This is a genomic window from Atopobium sp. (assembly GCF_034113385.1).
In the GTDB taxonomy this organism is placed as follows: Bacteria; Actinomycetota; Coriobacteriia; order Coriobacteriales; family Atopobiaceae; genus Atopobium.
Window position 1 is genome coordinate 24529 of the sequence record NZ_JAXEXL010000020.1, and the last position, 16650, is coordinate 41178.

Here is a 16650-nt window from a genome sequence, read left to right on the forward strand (position 1 = left end):
GTAAGGTAAATATGGCTAACATTTATAGAATATAACAATTGTACGCAACGAATTGTACATAACGACGCACAAGCGTCACTGGTATAGCTTCTAACTCTCTGGTAAGGAGACCCGCTCATGGATCAAAGCATTAAAGAAACGGTTACTCAGTGGCTGAATAACCTGAAAGAACAAGATTTAGTTGACGAGCTCAAGGCACTTATCGCGGCCGATACTGACGAGTTGTATGACGCGTTTTATCGTGGTCTGGAGTTTGGGACAGCTGGCCTTCGCGGAACGATTGGTGTGGGCACCAATCGCATGAACGTGCACGTGGTTGCTCGGGCAACGCAGGGTGTAGCGGACTATCTTAATGCTCATTACACTCATCCAAGTGTTGCGATAGCGCGCGATTCTCGCAATAAGGGCGAGGAGTTTCAGCGTGTAGCAGCTGGTGTTTTGGCAGCCAATGGCATCCATGTGTACGTGTATCCTCGCATCGAGCCCGTTCCAGCGCTGTCTTTTGCGGTGCGTCGTTTGGGCACCAGCGCTGGTATTGTGTTAACCGCAAGTCATAACCCCGCAAAATATAACGGTTATAAGGTGTATAACGAGCATGGCGGTCAAATTGCCAACGAGGCTGCAGATGAGATTAGTGCTGCCATTGTAAAGACGGCTATGTTTGGTGCCGTGAAGTGCATGGACTTTGATCAAGCCCTGCAGCAGGGATTGATTGAGTGGACACCTGAGTATGTGCTTGATGATTTTATACAGGCCATCAAGGAAGTTTCCGTCCCTGGCTTTAAGGCATCCGATGGCTACAAAGTGGTATACACTCCGCTTAATGGCACTGGCATGGAGTGTGTAAGTCGCATTCTGTCCGAAATTGGCGTAAACGACGTAACGGTTGTCCCCGAGCAATCTGAGCCTAATGGAGATTTCCCCACGTGCCCGTATCCCAACCCTGAGTTTCGTGAGGCACTTGATTTAGGGCTTACCTTGGCAGATGAGGTCAAGCCTAACCTGTTGGTAGCAACTGATCCCGATGCAGATCGTATGGGGACTGCCATTCCTCATGCCGGTGAGTACAAGCTGCTCTCTGGCAACGAGATGGGCGTGCTGCTTATGGACTGGTTGTCTACTATGGCCCAGCAAAACGGCGAGGACGTGTCGTCCAAGGTGGCAGTTACCACTATTGTTTCGAGCTCTATGTGTGACGCTATAGCTGTCGATAAGGGCTTTGAGCTGCGTCGCGTGCTTACAGGCTTTAAGTACATTGGTGATCAAATTGATCAGCTTACTGCGGCGGGCCAGTCCAATCGCTTCCTGATGGGCTTTGAGGAGTCGTACGGCTATTTGGTTGGTACGCACGCACGCGATAAAGACGCTATTGTTGCAACTATGCTGTGCGTAGAAATGGCATCCTACTACGCTGCAAAGGGCATGGATTTGTACGAGGCTATGGAAGCTTTGTACCAAAAGTATGGTTACTACCTTAACGGCACAGTAAACGCTAGCTTCCCTGGTGCTGCAGGTGCTGCTCATATGGCAGAAATTATGGATGGCCTACGCACCAATCCTCCTGTAGAGATTGGTGGCTATAAGGTGCTTGCCACAACAGACTTCGCAACGGGCCCTCAAATGCCTCGTGTGTCTGGCCTGCAAAAAGAAGCGCCTCAGGTTTTGCCCTCCTCCAATGTCATTGAGTTTGCGCTTGAGGGCAACAATAAGGTTATTTTCCGTCCATCGGGCACCGAGCCTAAGGTAAAGGCCTATTTGTTCTCTAAGGGCGCTACGCGTGCAGAGTCCGAGGCTGTTCGTGCAGCTTTGCAAGAGGCTTCCGAGAAGCTCTTAGCCTAGCGCTTGTGACCTGCGCAAACTTCTTACGTAGCGTAGGGTGGACGGTAGTTAATAAGCAGAATACAAACAATAGTTACGTAAAACGAGAACAGTAGCTACATGGGATGAGAACAATAGCTACGTTTGCAATAGCTACGTTTGTGTTGCGTCGTGTCATTATTAATATTAATAATGACACGACGCTTTAGAAACTAAAGGCAAAAAGCTTGATGATGTAAGCCATAAAGAACCGCCTCTCATTTTTTGTTCCAGAAATGAGAGGCGGTTTACTGTAAGTGGGGTAAGCAGGCTCAACCTAAACAACTCAATCAGTAAGGCGAGCTATGAAATCAATCCTTACTCGGAGGATTTGGAAGAGCCAGAGGAGCTAGAAGCGCTAGCATCTGCGCTATCAGCACTCTTGGACTCATCGGAGCTATCCTGGGTAGTCTCTTCAGCGGGGTGCATAACCATCATTTTGCTGGAGGTGTATCCCAAGATGGTTTGTACTGCCCAAGGACGAGTGCTTACTAGGCTATTGGTGGGGTCGTATACGTTTACGGTGCCGTCTGCATTGAGGCTTGCCAGCAGTACATAGTGCTGATGGTTGGTAAAGGTTTTATCGTTTACCAGCACAATAATGGGATGATTATTTTTAAGGGAACCCGTAATTTCATTTGCAGAAGCGTCAACGGACTCTGCGTACAGGCCCAAATCTTTGGCCTTGTCAGTAAAGAACTTGAGGTCGGTAAAGGCATCGCCGGTGGCATAGTTGTTATCGGTGGCAAGTTTTGCAATGGTTGCAGGAGTTTGGTCATTCTTGCCCGTTAAAGACATGTAAGCCATAGCAAGGACAGTAGGACCGGATCCAGTTACTCCCAAAGGAGCATTTGCATAGTCTATAAAGCCCCAGCGCGCGTCATAGGAATACAACAGGGGAACGGTGTTCTTAGTAACGGCATCAGAGTAAGTCTGCGCTTCTTTGGAGGCAGTGGGGACCTTGGCAACAAAGTCTACTGCTGCAGGGTCTTCAAATGCAAGTTCAATAATGCGCTCATTGGTGTATTTATCGGCATTTTTGGCAATGGATTTCCAGTTGTCTCCCACAGAGAGCTGTCCTTCCAAGCTCTTACTGAGCTCGCTAGAAATACCTGCTGCAATACCGCTTTCATTCTGAGTGGCTTCTACCGTTGGAGCCTTCTTTGCAGTACAGCTCCGTACGCAACTAGAAATGCCTACAACAAGCAAAATGACAATAATAATACCGCCTACAAGAACAGCAATGACACGCGGATTATACCTGCCAAAGATGCCGCGCTTGTTAAGGTCAATACGCTGTCCACGCAAAGAGTATTCGCCTGTGCCATCCGCACGCTGAGAACGGCCTGCGGCAGAAATGCCAGATGACTGTCTCCGTTGACGCTCTGATGTGCGTGCCTGACGAGCTCGCTGCTGAGACACCGGCCTTGATGAGCGAGGTTGCTGTGAGTACGGCATATAGCTCCTTCGTTTAACCAATCAGGCTGCATGTAAGGTTACATGCTTTATTGATACTGTTTAATATAGCGCGGATTGTGCATAAGCGCACGTGTATTATGGTATTGGTGCATATAAAACGATGGAAGGTAGTTTTTGGGATGAATAGATTGTTGGCACAAATCGTGAAGTTTGGCGTTGTGGGTGTTTTGGCCACCTTGGTAGACTTTGGCATCATGATTGCTCTGCATGAGTGGCTGGGTATGAATCCCATTATTGCTTCTGCTATTTCCTTTACCGTTTCTGCTATTTTTAACTACCTTGCATCCATGCGCTATGTATTTACCCATCGAGAAGATCTGTCTAAGACGCGCGAGTTTATCGTCTTCTTTGTTTTGTCTGTTGTTGGACTACTTCTTAACTCATGTATTATGTGGGCAGGCGAGCTCAGCTTTACCGCTTTGGGTGTTGCCTATGCTAATGGGCCGTACTATGTGGGCGTAAAGGTAGTTGCTACAGGCGTTGTTATGGTTTGGAACTTTGTGTCTCGTAAAGTCTGGTTAGACGCAGATACTTCCCATAAAGCGAGTGCCCCTGCTCGCAAGTAAATTGTCACAAAAGGTTTTGTATGCAGTTCTTTGAGTACATACGCCAGCATCTTTGCGCGCTGATTCTTGGTGCGCTGATAGGTGCAGTTGTTGGTGGTGTTGCTGCCCGGTATATAGGTGGTGTGCCTCTGCCCGCGGGTACATCGTTTGAGCTGTGTTCATATGAGGTACAAACAGCAGTTCCCTCTATGGTCAGCCCTCGTGAAGTGGCACGTAACTTTACAACTTTGCGTGCACAAAAGCAGTTTAAACAGGAATGGATGGAGCAAACTCCTGCATGGATGTATCTGTATTCTCGACATGACGGATACGTATACGCTCTTATTGGTACGGATTCTCCAGAACAGCAGACGCTTGCTCAACAGCAGCTTGCGGCGCAGGCAACACAATTTTTTAAGCAGGCATATTCCTCAGATGATGGAACATATACCTTAGTGCAGCAGCAAACAGAACGCATTGGTGCCTCTGATGCTGCAACCATATTGGCCCCTGTTTTTTGTGCATGGGTTGTAACCTTTGGTATTGCAACAGCGGCGCTCTGTGTTGCTATCGCCTTGTATGCCTATAAGCCAAAGGACCGCAAGCCAAAGGAGCAGAGTATATGATGATATACGTCTATACTGCACTGTTGAGCTGCATGTTTGTTTGGCTTGCCGCTATGCCACTGTGTTCCAAACACCAGCAATGGGCTTTGTGGATAGGAGCCTTTTTAGTTATGTGGCTTCCTGCGGCTATACGTCTAGATATTGGTGTTGACTACTCGCGTTTCCAAGGATATTCCGAGCTGTATACCATTTATGGATCTGGTGGTTCTATCCCACAGGGTATGGACATTGGTTTTGTGGCGCTTATCCGTGTATTGTGGACAATCAGCAAATCTCCGCAGCTGTTATTTGCGGTGAGCTCCGCTTTTATCTACGCACTTATGATGCGCGCTTGCAAAAGGCTTTCTTTGCATCCAGTTTTTAGTCTTGCTTTGTTTTTTATTGCAGGCTTTTACTTTGAGACGTATAACATCATTCGTCAGTGGATGGCTTTGGCATGTATCTTTAATGCATTGGAATGGATTGCGCCATCGGCGTTTGCCCAACACGAACCTGACCAAAAGAGTAGTGTTATCCAGCGGGATAGTACGGCAGAGAAAACAGGAGAGAAAAGCTACAATACTCTTCACTGTTTTGCCTGTTATGGAGCTTGGGTTTTGTTAGGAGCAGCATTCCATATAAGTGCTCTTATTTTCTTACTGCTCTGGCCTCTGTATTTCCTTAAGCTCAATTCTAAGCGCGCCTTGGTCTTATTGGCTGTCTTTTTGGTAGTGGGGTATGTGGCTAAAAATGTGGGCAAAGTTGTACTTTCTGGTACGCGCTTTGGTCGCTATCTGTATGACAGTAGCTCAGGGTATGCAGTTGTGTCTCCCCATTGGGACAGTATTATTGTAATGAGCATCTGCTTGGTCTTTATATTGTGGCAATTTAGACGCAAACAGGAACTTTCACGTTGGGACAATGCGCTTGTTCTTTTAAGTGTTTTAGGCTGCGCATCTGCGCTTGCTGGTTTGTATATGCCTTTTATCTTTGAGCGCATTGCTCGGTATTTTGCCCCATTTATCCTGCTGCAATTACCTACTGCAGTTATGGAGGAGCAGTCAACCCATAAACGTTATGCATATATTCTTGCAATTATGGCTTGCTGGCTTCTTGCAACATTTGTGCGCGTATACTTTGGCGGGCAATTTGGTGTTTTGCCATTTCAGAGCATATTTCTACACGCTTAATGCAATAAAAACAGTATATATGTCAATTCAGGGTATAAATCACATGCTTTCATAGAATTATTTATTGCATTTACATACATTTTTGATAGTGTTTTATGCGTTAAAAACATAAATGACTAGGAAACAGTAATCAAGTATGAGTATCCAATAATTTTACTGTTTCAATAAGGAGTTGCCACCATGGTTAAAAAGCGCAACAGTAGGCAAGATGCTATTCGAGACATTGTTCGAAGCAAGTCTATTCGCACGCAGCGTGCACTTGTGCAAGAGCTTATGAATGATGGCTACAATTGCACGCAAGCAACTGTTTCACGTGACATTGCAGATATGGGTCTGCGCAAACTGCCCGAGGGCATCTATGTATTGGCAGAGGACTTACACCTTCAGCGTATGGTTTCTGAATTGGTTCAGAGTGTTCGTCGTGTAGATAACCAGGTGTTAATTAAGGCTCAGCCAGGTACTGCTCCTGGTATTGCTGCTGCTATTGATGCAGCAGATCTTCCTACCGTTGTTGGTTCGCTTGCTGGTAATGACACTATTTTAGTTGTAACTGATGCTGCAAAGACTGGTGCAGATTTTGAGGTATTGGTAAACAAATTGCGCAACGTATAGCACAGTTTTGTCAGAGCATAAAAATCCCTCGCCTTGTATGCGTATACAGGGCGAGGGATTTGCTTTGTGCCTTAGATGCGTGCAATCCAAAGCTGGGCAGTTGACCTGACAGATTGACTAAAGCTATTAGTCTCCGGCAGCTGCTGTATCAGGCGGGTTGTTATCAGGGGTAGCGGGTGTAGTGGGCGAGTCAACGGGATCGGTCTGCTCTTCTTCTGGCTGCTCGGTTTGTGGTGTTTCCTCTGTTGTTTGCGCTGGAGTCTCTGGCTTTTGGGACTTAGCAAACGCCCAAGCGCTCGAAGGCTTGTAGCTTGGCGCAGGACTGGAAGTAAACTCTTGGCGCGCAACGCCGCCTAACGTCAGGTCTAAATAGCGACCAAAAATAGGACAAGATGTATTAGAGGGGTGACCAGCAGAGCCATATACATAGATGGTTTTCTCTTCACGGAAGCCAGTCCAAACAGCAACAGTAGTCTGGGGTGTATAGCCTACAAACCAAAGGTCGCGAGCGTTTTCTGTAGTGCCTGTTTTACCAGCAATGGGCTGATTAACATGGCGAGAATAGCTGCGAACAGCCGTAGCAGTACCGCTGTTTACAACGCCTTGCAACACTTGTGTGGTTGCATAAGCTACCTCGCCAGAGATAGCTTGAGTTGCTTGCTCCTTATGCTCGTACACGGTGTTGTTGTTGCGGTCTTCAATCTTGGTAATAGCAACCGCATCACGGTGAATACCATTATTTGCCAAGGTGGAATACGCCTCTGCCATTTGCAGGGGAGGAACACCAATGGTACCAAGGGTAATAGAGGCATATGAGGGGATATCTACCTTAATGCCCATGCTTTTTGCTGTGCTCGAGATGGTGGCGCCACCAATGGCCTGTGCAACTTGTACATAGCCCGTGTTGGAGGAAACCTCTGTGGCGCGTGCAAAAGAAATAGTGCCGTAGTTGGTGTTGCCATAGTTCTGGACGCGCCATGTGGGTGTTACCTGAACAGGTGAGTTGCAGTTAAGGTTGGTCTTGGGGTCAAGACCCTGAGAAATAGCTGCGACTAAGGTAAAGGCCTTAAAGCTTGAGCCAGGCTGGCGGCGTGCCTGAGTTGCTAAGTTAAATTGGTTAGTATCGTAGTCTCGTCCACCTACCATGGCATCAATGTAGCCATTTTGGTTATTGATGGCTACAAGAGCGCTTTCTAGCTCGCTATTGCCAATGGCATCAAGTTGCGCCTGGACGGCCTTCTCGGCAGCATCTTGTTTATCTGGGTCTAAGGTGGTGTATACCTTCAGGCCACCCTGATAAATGGTTTTGGCATCAAAGTCTTCAGACAAAAGAGATGCAATATAGCTGGTGAAGTAAGGGTACTTGCCCTTCTCGCTGGTAACAGACTGTCCGCGATTAAGCGTAATGTCTTCTTGGGAGGCTGCGTCATACTCTTCCTGAGTAATATCGCCAGCCTTAAGCATACGCTTAAGAACAACGTTACGACGAGCCTTAGAATCGTTGGGATTAACAGTGGGGTCATATGCGGTAGGGGAGTTAGGAATACCAACAAGTGTTGCTGCTTCTGCCAAAGTCAGCTCATTGGCGTGCTTATTAAAGTAGGTAATGGATGCAGCCTCAATACCATAGGCACCTTGTCCGTAGTAAATGGTGTTTAGGTACATCATAAGAATCTGATCTTTGGTGTAGGTCTTTTCCATCTCTACAGCAATATAGGCTTCACGTACCTTACGTTTGACGGTTTTATCAAACTGCTCATCAGACAAAACAGTGTTGCGAACAAGCTGTTGTGTAATGGTAGATGCGCCCTCAGAGCCACCAGAAGCGTTAGAGAATATTGCACGCATGATGCCGTAGGGGTCTACGCCATTGTGCTTGTAAAAACGGATGTCCTCGGTGTCTACCGTGCCCTTAATAACGTAAGGAGAAACGTTCTCCATAGTTACGCTCTTGCGGTTTTGTAGGTAAAAGTTTGCAATGACATTACCTTTAACGTCATACACCGTGGTTGGTTCTGCAACAAGGTAGGCGTCTGCAGATTTATAATCTGGCAGGTCAGTTAGCCAAAAGGTCATGAGCGAGCCCAAAGAAACCATGAGCGCAATGCCCAGTAGGCCGATAAAACCAAAGACGCCAAGTACACCAAAGCCAAAAGCATGAGTCTGCGCATGCCTATGAGCTCTACGTGTGCGAACACCCATTAAATCCTCCTCTTGTTCGCCATTGGGAGCTAGTCTGTTCACATGTGTGACAGGATGCGAACGTAAGTAACTCTTAATTGTGAACTATCTTGCATTATAAAGTGAGCGTCAATGGCAAATGTATTTGTGTTACTTGGCATTTTGCTGTGAATTTCACAGGCGTATCACACTCAAGAGCACTTACGTTACACTGCTGTACATACATCCTTGTAACGCACAGAACGCACAGGCATGGTTTGTAAGCACGCAAGGGGAGTATGTAAAGGAGAGCAGGTGTGGGTGTGCAAAGCAAACAACAAGCTCATCGTACAGATTTTCTTGTGCTTGGCATAGGAAGCGTATGCGTGCTTTGCTTGGTTTTGCTTCCGCTGCTCGTAATCTCAGTGTTTAACCATTCCTATGCAGATGACTGGCATTATGGCGTATGGGCGCATCTTGCTCTGCAACAATCTCAGGGCAATGTGTTGGCTGCTATTGCGGAAGCTTTAAGACAGGTGAGTGTTGCATGGTTTGACTGGCAGGGCACGTATTCTGCCATTTTTTTAATGGCACTCCAGCCCGGTGTTTTCTCAGAAAGTGCCTACGTTATAAGTGCTTGGATTGCTCTTGCTCTGTTGGTGGGCTGTACGTTCTATTTTGTGCGTACCACCATGCAGATTTGTTTGCATGATTACAGTTATGCTTGGTTAAGTGTGGCGTCTGTGCTCCTGATTGCGCAGCTTTTGTTGCAACCAAGTCCTGTAGAAGGTATTTTTTGGTACAACAGCGCTATATATTACACGGGCTACCATGCTTTAATGCTGCTGCTTATTGGCTTTATTATTCGTACTATGACCATAGAGAAGCTCTGGGTTTTTATAGTACGAGTCTGCGTTGCAACGCTGTTAGCACTCTTTGTTGCTGGCGGTAATTTTGTAACGCTTTTAGTGGCACTTGAATTGGGAATGAGCGCAACCATTGCGGTTATAGTAAAGCGTCATGGCAAAATGGCTTGCGTGGTAATTCCTACCATTGCTTTGATACTTGGCGCTATTGTGAGTTTTTCTGCACCTGGTAATGAAGTACGCCAACAAGTGCAATTCCCCAATACTAAGCTAGGAGTATTGGATACGATTGTGCAATCTACAGGGGCATCTCTACATGGGCTCATGGATTGGGTGGACGGTTTTGTAGTAATCATGCTGCTGTTTTTGTTACCACTCTTTGTGTATGTACTACGTCAGAGTGGCATAGCACAAAAGTTTAGCTTTAGCCAACCGGGATGGGTAAGCATTGCAAGTATGGCTCTGTTTGCCTCCAGCTTTACGCCCACACTGTACTCCATGGGTACCGTAGGGCCTGGTCGTGTACAAAACTGTCGTTTTGATTTGCTGGTTGTATTACTTGCTGTCAACCTTGTATGGTGGATTGGTTGGGTCTTGCATAAACGCTTGATTGAAGCAGCCACACTACAAGACATATCAGTGGATATGCCCGTGCAGCCACAGCTACTTTTCTCGGCAAGAAAAGTAGCTCATATTTGTGCAGGTATAGGGCTTGTGTTTACCGTCATTTTAAGCGCATCATATGCCCATGCTGCCTCTCGAGAAAAGCTGTCTAGTTTGTCTGCGTTTCATTCCATAGTTACGGGTCAAGCGCAGAGCTATGACAGGCAGGTATCCAATCGCATATATTTGATTGAAACCTCACATGAACAAGAGGTAACAGTGCCTTTTTACCGTAATGTACCTCATGTTTTGTTAATGGGTGATATTAGAGACAACATGGATAATTACATTAATTATCGCTTGGCTCAATGGTATGGGAAAAAATCAATTATTGGATATTCGCTGCAGTCTTAAAAATAGTGTTTAGTTACGGTTTTATTTAATCGCGTATGGTTGCGCGCACATGTTGTGTGTTCGTGCGTTATTCTGTACCAATGCAATTGTGAACGCGTGGGTTTGCTGCGCGTCTTTTTGTTAGTACGTTACGTCATACAACCCATGGAGGGTAGAGCATTGCTTTCTGTTGATGAGCAGCTTAAGGTAATTACGTCTGGAACCATGCAGATTGTTCCATTGGATGAACTCAAAAAGAAGCTCGAGAAGGGCACCTCGCTGACTATTAAGCTTGGCGTAGATCCAACCAGTCCTGACCTTCATTTAGGTCATGCAGTTCCTTTACGTAAGATGCGTCAATTCCAAGATTTGGGTCATAGCGTCACGCTCATCATTGGCAATGGTACTGCTCTTATTGGTGACCCTTCAGGGCGCGATTCTACCCGTCCTCCGCTCACGGAAGAGCAGGTAGAAGAAAATGCCAAAACGTATGTTGCCCAGGCAATGAAGGTGCTAGACCCAGAAAAGACCACCATTGTGCACAATGGTGAGTGGCTTAAGCCCATGCAGTTGTCTGACATGTTAGGTCTTATGAGCAAGTTTAACGTTGCCCGTATTTTGGAGCGCGAGGACTTCCATAATCGGTATGTTAACGGCATGTCCATCTCTTTGCATGAGTTCATTTATCCCGTGTTGCAAGCGTATGATTCCGTAGTTATCAATGCAGATGTAGAGATGGGCGGCAATGATCAGATCTTCAATCTGCTTGCTGGCCGTGATCTTATGCGCGCACAGGGTATGGAGCCTCAGGTTGCGCTAACCATGCCTTTGCTGGTTGGTTTAGACGGCACTAAAAAGATGTCAAAGAGTTACAAAAACTATGTAGGTCTTACTGACCCCGCAGATGATATGTACGGCAAACTTATGTCCATTGCCGATGAGCTCATTCCTATGTACTTCCGTCTGTGCTCTACACTGCCCGTGGATGAGGTTGAGAAGATCGATACACAGTTTGCGGATGGCAGCGCTGACCCGTATGTTCTTAAGCGTATGCTTGCACGCAACATCTGTGATTTGTATCACGGCGAGGGTGCGGGACAAGCGGCAGAAGCTGCTTTTGATGCAACCTTTAAACGCAATGAGGTACCTGAGGACATTGCTGAGTTTGCGTTGAGTACGGTCGAAGTAAATGATGAAGGCATGGTATACCTTGCCAAGCTTATGGTAGACGTACAGATTGCAAAATCTGCTGGTGAAGCACGTCGTTTGATTGATGGCGGTGGCGTCAAGATTAACGGTGAGGCCGTTGCGCCTAGGTGCTATAATGTAGCTCCAGAACTCTTTGGAGCAGGAACAACTATTCAGTCTGGTAAGCGTCGTTGGGCTCGCTTGGTTTAGTAACGGAGACACTATGAAAAAGCTTATTACGTCGCTTGTAGCGGCATTGTTTTTGGTGGGCAGCTTAAGCAGCCCTGCATTAGCAGAAGACTATGTAGATGACTATCGCTCAACTACGGGCATTACGGGTATTGGTGTTAGGCCTTTGCCGCAAGATCCCACGGTAATTTCTTCCACAGGTACTTCTGTGCCAAATACCATTGTTTTGGGCAATGATGTTTCATCCAAATTGTCTAAAGTTCAGATTACGCATGAGGTTCGTAATCTGGTAAATCCAACAGATGTACGCCAAGATACGGTAAAGCCTTATGGCTTCAACGTTATTAATACGGTATATACCGCAACTGCTGCAAATGCCAATAATGAAATCAAGCCAGGTGATTACTTTACTATTCAGCTTGATTCTGCAGCTCGTTTAGGTGGCACAGTTGATGATAAGGTAGTGGCTGTACGCAGCCTCTTTGATGGTAATGAGCTTGTTGCCTATGCTATCTATGAGCCACAAACCGCAAAGGTAACCTATGTATTTACAGACTATGTAAATACGCATACAGACATTGCCCTTTATAACCAGTTTAAAGAGTATCCTTCTGCGGCTCTTATCCCCAATAACGGTTCATATACCTGGACTGATTCCTTTGGCGGGGTAAGCAAGTCTGAGACGTACAACATTGACTGGGGTACTGGTGCAAGCACGCTCAATACTCTAAAAGCTGGTGCATTCCAACATAGTGCTCAGCAAATCTATACCATTAACCCCGAGACTAAGCGCTATGTACAGTTTAATAATGCTGTTTTTGCCGATAAAACCCAGCCAGTCTCATTTAGGTGGCAAAACTATGCCAATCCAGTATATGACAACGCTCAGGTAAAGGTGTATGCCTTACCAGAGTCCATGCCTTTTTGCGATAGCCAAGTATATGACACAAGCAAACTTACTGATGTCACAGATTCCTTTACCATTACTAAGGAAACGCTTAATGGGGCTGCTTACCTCGATATTGTTCAGACTTCTAACATCGGTGCCTATAGTGGGAAGTACTATGTCACCGTTGATGATGAGTACAACCCCGATGAGGGCGTTAACTCAATGATTGAAACCGTTTCGTATGATGCTGATCAGCAGGCATTCCCAACAAGTAACGCTACGGGACGCATTTCTGGTGACATTATATATATCGATAAGGGCGCCACGCAGGCGTATGCTACGGGAAGATATACACAACCAACAAGGCCTATCATGCAAAAGCGCATTAAGCTGGTAAAGACTAATCCTGCTGGTGAGCCGCTGCAGTATGCAGAATATGAAGTATGTGATGCAAAGGGTAATGCGGTAGACATGATTGTTACCGGCAAAGACGGTATTGGATATTCCAAGGCACTTGATTTGGGCACGTATACTATTAAGGAAACTAAGGCTCCTCAAGGATATGAACTTAGTAGTGCAGTAGAGTCTGTTACCTTGAGCCATGAAGGCTCTAGCTTGGTACAGGTAGATGTTGTAGACCAGAAGAAGCTCGAGCAGCCTACTCCTTCTACAGACATTCCTAATAATCAAACGAGCAAACCAAGCACGCCCAAACCTTCGGCCACGCAAAGCAACAAACGCGTACCTGCGGTTTTGCCTAAGACCTCTGACGATTTTAATGTTTGGATTCCGATTGGTGTTTCTATAGTGGCAGCAAACATTTGCATTTTTGCGGCGGTCCTTAGGAAAAAGAAATAGCAACTTTCTGATAGGGATGCTTTAAAAACGTAAACGGTTAACAGGCTTGCTGTGCAAGCCTGTTTTTATAGTTCCTGCTGCGTTTATAGAAACTCAGACTGCATCACAAGAAGCTAATGCTAATACGGTACACTAGCGAATAATAAAAATTGCATGTTTGGAGTTAGAACTATGGCACTTATCTCTTGTGTAGTACCTGCCTATAATGTTGAGAAATACATTGGCCGTTGTTTAACGAGTCTCAAGAATCAAACGTTTGATGACTTTGAAGTCATTGTTGTAGATGATGCAAGCACTGATGCTACTGCACAAGAGATAGATAAGGTCATCTACGGCGATAACCGTTTTGTTGTGGTCCGTCATGAGGAAAACCGTAATTTACACCTTGCACGCAAATCTGGTGTTATGGCAGCTCAGGGTGAATATATCATCTTTGTAGACGGTGATGATGAATTAGCAGATGAAACGTTTGAGCGTGCAGTAGAACGCATGCGTAAAACACCCTGTGATATGTTGCATTTTGGTGTCAAAGTCATAACTGACGATGATGCTCTTCCTGAGGAATATTTACTGCATGATGACAATAAACTTGATGCCCCTCGTCTTGAGGGGAAAGATATCATCCATAAAATATATGATGAATCACAGGGTTTTAGTGTTGACTGGCGTGTAACTCAAATTCTATATTCTGCGCGGATTGTAAAAGAGGCATTTGAAGAAATGCCTGATTTAAACTTATTGAGAGCAGAAGATAGCTTTGAATCATTGGTTATTACTTCCAAGGCTTCCTCAATGGAGTTTATGGATGAGTATTTGGGTTACTTGTACCATTTTGGTTGCGGAATAATGGGTACCACTCAAATTAATCTCCTAGATTTTGAAAAGCACTGTAAGCAGATGGCTGCGTGTCTTGCTGCAGGGAAAAACTATGCACAGCACTATCCACAGAGCATCCCACAAGCATGTCTCGATGGATTTATATATCAGAATATTGTATTTATCGCTAATGAGTGGCGTGATCGTGTTGCTCGAGAAGATAAAGAAGTTGCAGCTGCAATCTTGGTACGCAACTTTGGTAAAGCACAAATCAATACAGAATTATGGCGTTTGGTGCGTGATCGAGCTTATGACTTTATTGCAAAAGGTACACTCCCTGAAGCAAATGATATTTTGTATCTCTACTATCGAGTAGCGCAAGATACTTACACTACTACAGATGATGTTACGGTGCTTAATCATTTACACGCCATGCAACGGGCTGCTCAAGATCATATGGACCAGTTGCGCAGCACACGTAAAAAGCAAGAGTACAAGGCTCAAGACCTGCGTATTTTTGTTACTACCCACAAACGAGTAGATTTTCCCGAGTCTCCCATATTCCAGCCAGTGCAAGTGGGAGGTCTTCTTAAGAATCCTGAATCTCGTTTTATGGACTCCTTCCATGATGATGAAGGCGACAACATCAGTAGCAAAAATCCTTACTATTGTGAGATGACCGTACAGTATTGGGCATGGAAGAATGCCATGGCAGATTACATGGGCTTCTGCCATTATCGTCGCTACTTTAATTTCTCGGAAACCGAGTACGAGGAAAACGAGTACGGCGAGGTCATGGATAGCTTTATTGATGCAACATCCATTGCCAAATACGGCTTAGATTCCCAAAGTGCTCGTGCTTGTATTGAGGGCTATGATGTTATTACGACGCGCTTCCAAGACTTACGCCATATGCCAGGTGATTTTACAACGCCGTATGAGCAATATAAGGCAGCTCCTTTGCTCCACATTGAGGACATAGACCTTCTTGTTAACATTATTGCTGAGCTCCAACCTGAGTATTTGAATGATGCACGAGCCTTCTTTACTGGGCACGAGAGCTGCTTCTGCAACATGTATATTATGCGCGGCCAGATTTTCTCGGACTATTGCGCGTGGGTATTTCCCATTTTAGAGAAATACTGTAACGAAGCTCATATGGAGCATTACAGTAAGGAAGCCTTGCGCACTCCTGGCCATCTAACAGAGCGTTTGTTTAATATTTACTACAGGCATGCTCTGCGTACTAATGCGGGCTGGAAAACAAAACAGCTTCAATGCGTCCACTTTGAGCAGCCAGATAAAACCTATGATTTGCAGCCTATTGTGGATGTTCGTCAGGACGCCTTGGGCAAAAAGATTGTGCCGGTGGTCTTTGCATCGGATAACAACTATGTGCCTATGCTTTCTACCACTATGTTTTCTATGTTGTGCAATGCTAATCCTTCCAACTTTTATGACATTGTGGTGCTCGAGCGCAATATTGATGGCGCGCGTCGTGAAACCATCCAAAAGATGGTGGCAGACTTTGGTAATGCATCTGTTCGGTTTTACAATGTCTCCCGTATGATTCGCGGGTATGACTTGTCCACCAACAACGAGCATATCTCACTAGAAACCTACTATCGCTTCCTTGTACAGGAGATTTTATCGTTCTACGATAAGGTACTGTATCTGGATTCTGATCTCATTGTTCGTGGTGATGTTTCTGAGCTCTTTGATACGGAGCTGGGTACTAATCTGCTTGCTGCGGCCCATGATTTGGACTATTTGGGCAACCTCAACATGAATGATGGCAAACGTATGAAGTATACGGTTGAGGAACTGGGTCTTGTGGATCCTTATGAGTATTTCCAAGCTGGTGTACTCGTGCTTAACACCGCCCAGATGCGTAAGTTGCATACTGTGAGCGAGTGGATGGACATTGTTTCTGAGGCAGACTACATCTACGATGACCAAGATATTCTTAATGCAGAATGTCAGGGTCGGGTAACCTACCTACCGTTTAACTGGAATGTTATGCATGACTGTGGTGGTCGTGTAGCTGCTGTTTTCCGCTTTGCACCTAATGATTTTTTTGATGCCTACAATGCATCGCGTGCTAATCCCAAGATTATTCATTATGCAGGCTGGGAAAAGCCTTGGGTTAATACGCGCTGCGACTACGCTACTGAGTACTGGCGCTATGCTCGTGCTATGCCTTTCTATGAAGAGCTCATTTCTCGGATGATTTCTTCGGCTGTTCCCGCGGAGGGTGTACCAAGCTTACCTGCGCACGAGAAAGTTGTTTCTCCAGATAGTGGGCTGCGCAAGCTGGTAGACCCTATTGCTCCTTTAGGTAGTGCACGTCGAGAAGTGCTTAAGTCTTTGGGACGCGCTGCGCTGGGCAAGAAGTAGGAT

The 16650-nt window shown here is 45.8% G+C and carries 11 protein-coding genes; 9 read left to right on the plus strand and 2 right to left on the minus strand.

What is annotated here, in order from left to right:
* The first annotated feature begins 117 nt into the window (after positions 1 to 117).
* On the plus strand, positions 118 to 1839 hold the full coding sequence (locus tag SPD80_RS06400; protein WP_320829011.1) for a phospho-sugar mutase: 1722 nt from the start codon (positions 118 to 120) through the stop codon (positions 1837 to 1839).
* Positions 1840 to 2175: 336 nt separating this feature from the next.
* Here SPD80_RS06400 and SPD80_RS06405 read toward each other — a convergent pair whose 3' ends face one another.
* Positions 2176 to 3315 carry a C39 family peptidase gene (locus SPD80_RS06405; RefSeq protein WP_320829012.1) on the minus strand — a complete coding sequence of 380 codons (1140 nt, stop codon included), beginning with the start codon at positions 3313 to 3315 and terminating at the stop codon, positions 2176 to 2178.
* Between the two features lie 140 nt (positions 3316 to 3455).
* Between SPD80_RS06405 and SPD80_RS06410 the strand changes: the two genes are divergently transcribed.
* The 4 genes from SPD80_RS06410 (at position 3456) to SPD80_RS06425 (ending at position 6288) form a co-directional block, all read left to right on the plus strand.
* Entirely contained in the window at positions 3456 to 3902 is a 447-nt protein-coding gene (locus SPD80_RS06410; protein WP_320606009.1) for a GtrA family protein, read from the plus strand.
* A gap of 20 nt (positions 3903 to 3922) precedes the next feature.
* Complete coding sequence (locus SPD80_RS06415) at positions 3923 to 4507, plus strand: hypothetical protein (RefSeq protein WP_320829013.1); 585 nt, start codon at positions 3923 to 3925, stop codon at positions 4505 to 4507.
* The gene (locus SPD80_RS06420; RefSeq protein ID WP_320606011.1) at positions 4504 to 5676 is read left to right on the plus strand and encodes an EpsG family protein; all 1173 of its coding nucleotides are present in this window, start codon (positions 4504 to 4506) and stop codon (positions 5674 to 5676) included. The genes SPD80_RS06415 and SPD80_RS06420 overlap by 4 nt, the downstream gene beginning before the upstream one ends.
* A gap of 180 nt (positions 5677 to 5856) precedes the next feature.
* Positions 5857 to 6288, plus strand: coding sequence for an ArgR family transcriptional regulator (locus tag SPD80_RS06425; protein ID WP_320606012.1), 432 nt, complete (start codon positions 5857 to 5859; stop codon positions 6286 to 6288).
* Between the two features lie 126 nt (positions 6289 to 6414).
* Here the strand turns inward: SPD80_RS06425 and SPD80_RS06430 are convergent, their stop codons facing one another.
* Positions 6415 to 8490 carry a PBP1A family penicillin-binding protein gene (locus tag SPD80_RS06430; RefSeq protein ID WP_320606013.1) on the minus strand — a complete coding sequence of 692 codons (2076 nt, stop codon included), beginning with the start codon at positions 8488 to 8490 and terminating at the stop codon, positions 6415 to 6417.
* A 275-nt stretch (positions 8491 to 8765) separates the two neighbouring features.
* On the opposite strand from SPD80_RS06430, the gene SPD80_RS06435 reads away from it, so the two are divergent.
* The 4 genes from SPD80_RS06435 to SPD80_RS06450 all read left to right on the plus strand — a co-directional run bounded on the left by SPD80_RS06435 (position 8766) and on the right by SPD80_RS06450 (position 16647).
* Entirely contained in the window at positions 8766 to 10331 is a 1566-nt protein-coding gene (locus SPD80_RS06435; protein WP_320829015.1) for a hypothetical protein, read from the plus strand.
* A 159-nt stretch (positions 10332 to 10490) separates the two neighbouring features.
* The gene (tyrS, locus tag SPD80_RS06440) at positions 10491 to 11708 is read left to right on the plus strand and encodes a tyrosine--tRNA ligase (RefSeq protein ID WP_320829017.1); all 1218 of its coding nucleotides are present in this window, start codon (positions 10491 to 10493) and stop codon (positions 11706 to 11708) included.
* Between the two features lie 13 nt (positions 11709 to 11721).
* A complete protein-coding gene (locus SPD80_RS06445) occupies positions 11722 to 13434 on the plus strand; it encodes an Ig-like domain-containing protein (protein WP_320829018.1) in 1713 nt (570 codons plus the stop codon).
* Between the two features lie 171 nt (positions 13435 to 13605).
* Positions 13606 to 16647: a DUF4422 domain-containing protein gene (locus SPD80_RS06450; RefSeq protein ID WP_320829019.1), complete on the plus strand. Its 3042-nt coding sequence runs from the start codon at positions 13606 to 13608 to the stop codon at positions 16645 to 16647.
* Positions 16648 to 16650 lie beyond the last annotated feature (3 nt).

Coding starts and splice junctions, on each gene's coding strand:
- SPD80_RS06445 (WP_320829018.1), top strand. CDS start 11,722: ATGAAAAAGCTTATTACGTCGCTTGTAGCGGCATTGTTTTTGGTGGGC.
- SPD80_RS06410 (WP_320606009.1), top strand. CDS start 3,456: ATGAATAGATTGTTGGCACAAATCGTGAAGTTTGGCGTTGTGGGTGTT.
- SPD80_RS06425 (WP_320606012.1), top strand. CDS start 5,857: ATGGTTAAAAAGCGCAACAGTAGGCAAGATGCTATTCGAGACATTGTT.
- SPD80_RS06415 (WP_320829013.1), top strand. CDS start 3,923: ATGCAGTTCTTTGAGTACATACGCCAGCATCTTTGCGCGCTGATTCTT.
- SPD80_RS06420 (WP_320606011.1), top strand. CDS start 4,504: ATGATGATATACGTCTATACTGCACTGTTGAGCTGCATGTTTGTTTGG.
- SPD80_RS06450 (WP_320829019.1), top strand. CDS start 13,606: ATGGCACTTATCTCTTGTGTAGTACCTGCCTATAATGTTGAGAAATAC.
- SPD80_RS06400 (WP_320829011.1), top strand. CDS start 118: ATGGATCAAAGCATTAAAGAAACGGTTACTCAGTGGCTGAATAACCTG.
- SPD80_RS06405 (WP_320829012.1), bottom strand. CDS start 3,315: ATGCCGTACTCACAGCAACCTCGCTCATCAAGGCCGGTGTCTCAGCAG.
- SPD80_RS06430 (WP_320606013.1), bottom strand. CDS start 8,490: ATGGGTGTTCGCACACGTAGAGCTCATAGGCATGCGCAGACTCATGCT.